We start from the raw sequence: 5,150 nt of genomic DNA, 5'->3' as shown, positions 1-5,150 counted from the left end.
AAATGGGGTTTCCCCAAAAAGATTAGTTGGCAAAGGCTATGGAGAAAATCAACTTGTGAACAATTGTTCAGACGGGGTAAAATGTTCCGAAGAAGAACATCAATTCAATAGACGCAGCGAATTTATAATCACTGCCTTATAATATTATTGCTTTATAACATATCATTAAATTTTACAGAAGCTGCCTTTAATTAGGTAGCTTTTTTTTTAAGGCCAAAACCAAAATTGACTACAACAACTGGACTAATCGATACTTTCGACTTTCTTTTACGAAAAACTTCATTTCATCGATTATTTAAGCTAGTTGGTAGACCATTTGAATATAAATAAACTATTTTAATTAACTTTGACATAGTATTAGAACTTGTCAAAAATCAATTTTGAATTAATCCCCAAATAACAATCAAAATTGAATATTTATAATAAACCTATTTAGTTTTTCAAATTCTGTTGAAACTTAAATAATGATAGTAGTCTGCAACCATAAATCAATTTTGAATTAATCCCCAAATAATCGTCAAAATTGAATGTTTATAATAAACTTATTTTTTAGTTTTTCAAATTCTGTTGAAACTTGAATAATGACAGTAGGCTGCAACAAGAAATCAATTTTGAATTAATCCCCAAATAGTCAAAATTGAATGTTTATAATAAACCTATTTAGTTTTTCAAATTCTGTTGAAACTTAAATAATGATAGTAGTCTGCAACCATAAATCAATTTTGAATTAATCCCCAAATAATCGTCAAAATTGAATATTTATAATAAACCTATTTTTTAGTTTTTCAAATTCTGTTGAAACTTAAATAATGATAGTAGTCTGCAACCATAAATCAATTTTGAATTAATCCCCAAATAGTCAAAATTGAATGTTTATAATAAACCTAGTTTTTAGTTTTTTTATTCTGTAAAAAAATAATTTGGCTAATTCTAAATAGCCACCACAAGAAATCAATTTTGAATTAACCCCAAATAATCAAAATTGAATGTTTCTAATAAACCTATTTTTTAGTTTTTCAAATTCTGTAGAAAATTAACATTACAAACAATAATTTAAATTTTGATTGTATGAAAACAGAAATCACCTTCCTTTTACTGACCTTCTTCAAGATTGTTAGTACTATATATTCCCAATTTGATGCACAAAAGTCTTGGGCTAGCTTAGCTCAAACTATACTGTTGCAATCTCAAAAAAATATGTCTATTAATAAATTTATTGACTCCTTGAGAGCAAACTCAGGAAATATTGATTCAAGTCCTCAAAAGGTTGAAAGTTTGATAAAAGCAATTCGACCTTCAACTCCTACAACAACCATCAGATGGGAATTTCGCCATTTACAATCGTCTTACTTTCTAACGATTTAAAACAAATCAATATGAAATCAACTATTACTTATTCGACAAAACAGTTCATGTATTCTTTTATTTTCAAAATGCTTTCTTGTTTAATTATGACTATTTCAATTAGTCATACTGCTTTTGCACAGAGCGGCCAAGGTCCTTGTAATGCTTTCCGTTATGATTCAGGAGATGGATGGCGGTTTGTGAGTGGTAAGTGGCAGGCAGTTAAACCTACGGGGAGCGATACAGAAGCACGAGGAATCATTACCTGTGGAAGTAGTGCTTCAACCATAAATAATTTACAAGATAAGGGTAAAATAGGACAAGACGGTTCTGTCTTTGATTTCCCGGATCTGGACATAATAAACTGCGGAAAGCCAACTGATGGACAAGATGTAGTATGGCTGAATTTTGATATCCGAACTTATGCAGGATCATTTTCTTTTCAATTAGGTACACCCGATCAACGTTGGGCCTTGTATTATGTAAATACCGCCAATACAAAACCTACAGCATTAACACCAGGAACATTCTATCCGGCAACACCGACAGGCTTGTCAGGGAGCTGTGACACAGCAGACCTGATTTATGCAGGTGGTCTGATTTTTGACGGTTGTGGAGCAGGTACTACGGCGGGTTGGGAAACGATTACTGTACCAGCTTTTGCAGATCCAACTAATTATTACATTGCTATATGGAATGCTGACGGATCAGACATCACCGATAACCTGATTTTTAAAGCCAGGTATGGGTGTGGAGGATCATCTTGCGCCCTTCAAAAAGATGGAGCCGACGAACTTAATTGTGTAAGTGACGGCTATGAGGTATGCGCCACATTTCTGGGAAGTGCCGGTAAATGGAAGGTAGTGGATAATGCTACACTAAAAGCAAAATCCTATAAAGTGACAACTTATGCTATGGACTTGACTACCGAGGTAAGTACAGAAACCAGGAATAGCTATGCTGAATTAATTGCTACTCCGCTTTATGTAGAGTTAGGAACGCAAGATGGTTCATCCCCTCAAAATGACATAAAAGCTATTGTTTGTGCAACTTACGATTATGCGAATCCATATGATTTGTCTTTGACCCCCGAAGGTATTCCTGCCGATGCCCCTAGCGACTATGTTACTTGCACAAGTAGTGGTAGCTTTAGTGGGGCTGGGCTTATTGCGTTAAGTGCAACAGTGGCATCAACCAATGTGACCTGCTTCGGAGCAAATGACGGAACGATAACCATAAGCTCGCCATCAGGTGGCTCCGGTACTTATGAATATAGTATTAATGGTGGTACTTCTTGGCAAAATACAGGTAGTTACACTACTCTTGCCAACGCAACCTACAATGTACAAATCCGTGATAAAGATAAATCAGACTGTGTAAAAATATTGAACGGTGCTTTGGGTATCACACAACCTGTGGTATTAAGTGCTACGGTTGCAAAAACAGATGTAACCTGCAACGGAGCAAATGACGGAACGATAACCATAAGCTCTCCAACAGGTGGCTACGGAACTTATGAATACAGCATCAATGGCGGAACAAGCTGGCAGACTAGCGGAAACTATACTGCTCTTGCCAACGCAACCTACAATGTACAAATAAGAGATAAAGCACACACAGCCTGCGTCATTGTATTGGGAGACCAGACAATAACTCAACCTGCTGTATTAAGCGCATCAGTTGCAAAAACAAATGTAACCTGTAATGATGCTAATGACGGAACAATTTCCGTGAGCAGTCCCAGTGGTGGTTACGGAACTTTTGAATATCGTCTTGATTCTGGCACTTGGCAAACAAGCGGTAACTTCACCAGTCTTGTACCCGAAACCTATAGTGTACAAATTCGTGATGCGGCACATCCTGATTGCGTCATTGTATTGGGCGACCAAATAATAAATCAACCTGCCGTATTAACTTGTTCAATTACTCAAAACAAGGCTGTTTCTGCAAATGGATTGAGTGATGGTCAAGCCACTGTTACTCCACTTGGTGGAAATGGAGGATACACTTATTTATGGGATAATGGAGAAACTACTGCCCAAGCAATTGCCTTAAATGCAGGGCCACATTCTGTAACAGTTAAGGATTCAAAAGAATGTCAAACAACATGTGAAATCACTATTACCGAACCTAATGTTTTATCCTGTAGCATTGCACAAGATACTCCTGCTAAATGTTATGGTGATAGTAATGGAATAGCCACGGTAACTGCTATTGGCGGAAATGGGGATTATACCTACTTATGGGATAATGAAGAAACTACCGCTCAAGCAACGGCATTAAATGCTGGTACACATACCGTAACGGTAACCGATAAATTAGGATACAAAACTACTTGTTCAGTAATCATAACTCAACCTGACGCAGCAATAAGTGCTACAGCAACAATCACAAATAACAATAACTGTGTAGGTTGTAGTAATGGGGCTATAGATCTTACCGTTTCTGGAGGTACAATGCCATATACTTTTTTATGGTCTAATGAAGCTATAACCGAGGATATTTCCAACTTACCAAAAGGCAATTACGCTGTAGAAATTAAAGACAAAAATGGATGTACTGCTAATTATACTTTTGAAATTACAGAATCAGGAATTGCATTAGTAAAAACCGGAGTATTCAGTGATACAAATAACGATGGATTTGTACAAGTAGGTGAAATAATCAATTATACTTTCGCAGTGACCAATACAGGTAATGTGCCTGTAACCAACATCGTAATTACCGATCTTGATTTTGAGGGACTGACTATCTCTAATAGTCCGATTAATTCCTTAGCACCCAGAGCAACTGACAGCTCTGTGACTGGTACTTATACCATAACCCAAACTGATATTGATGCAGGAAAAGTGACTAATTCCGCTTTTGCAAATGGGAAAGATCCTGATAATGAAGATGTGACTGATACTTCGGGTACAACAAATGAAAACAATACACCAACCGTTACGCCGTTGACACAAACACCTGGTATTATTTTAGTAAAAACTGGTGTCTTTGTGGATGAGAATAAGGATGGCTATGCTCAGGTGGGTGAAACTATTAACTATACTTTTGCCGTAACTAATACAGGTAATGTGACCATTACAAATATTGAAATTACCGATCTTTTGGTGACTGTAAATGGCGGACCGATTGGAACTCTTGCGGTGGGCGCAACTGATAATACTATCGTTACCGCTTCCTATTCCTTGACTCAGGCAGATATTGATGCCGGTCAAGTGACCAATGTAGCTACAGCAGCTGGACAAGATCCAAAAGGAAATGATGTAACCCATACCGATGATACCACAGTAGACTTAACCAATGCTCAAAATCCTAAAATTGCTTTAGTGAAAACTGGTGTCTTTAGCGACACCAACAATGATGGTTTCGCTCAAGTGGGTGAAAAAATCAATTATACTTTTGCAGTGACCAATACGGGTAATGTAATCGTAACCAATATCATTATCACAGATCCATTAATAGGTTTGATTATAACTGGCAATCCTATTGCTTCTTTAGCGCCAGGTACTACTAGTTCCGTGACTGGAATTTATACAGTTACCCAAGCTGATATTGATGCTGGAAAAGTGACCAACTCGGCTTTGGCAACCGGTAAAGATCCTAAAGGAAATGATGTAACCGATATTTCGGGCACAACCGTTGAAAACAACACCCCTACTGATACGCCACTTCCTCAAAAACCTAGCATTGCTTTAGTGAAAACTGGTGTCTTTAGCGACACCAACAATGATGGTTTCGCTCAAGTGGGTGAAAAAATCAATTATACTTTTGCAGTGACCAATACGGGTAATGTAATCGTAACC

The 5,150-nt window shown here is 37.1% G+C and carries 2 protein-coding genes; both read left to right on the top strand.

Annotated elements, in window-relative coordinates:
- The first annotated feature begins 1,068 nt into the window (after nt 1–1,068).
- Nucleotides 1,069–1,365, top strand: a complete 297-nt coding sequence (locus ACNO7W_RS16190; protein WP_417938904.1) for a hypothetical protein — start codon at nt 1,069–1,071, stop codon at nt 1,363–1,365.
- A gap of 11 nt (nt 1,366–1,376) precedes the next feature.
- A partial coding sequence (locus tag ACNO7W_RS16185; RefSeq protein ID WP_417938903.1) for a hypothetical protein occupies nt 1,377–5,150 on the top strand: 3,774 nt, incomplete at its 3' end.

This window comes from Flavobacterium sp. ZB4R12 (assembly GCF_048276375.1).
In the GTDB taxonomy this organism is placed as follows: domain Bacteria; phylum Bacteroidota; class Bacteroidia; order Flavobacteriales; family Flavobacteriaceae; genus Flavobacterium; species Flavobacterium gawalongense.
The sequence above is the reverse complement of the archived record's forward strand: the minus strand, read 5'-3'. Positions and strand labels throughout refer to the sequence as shown.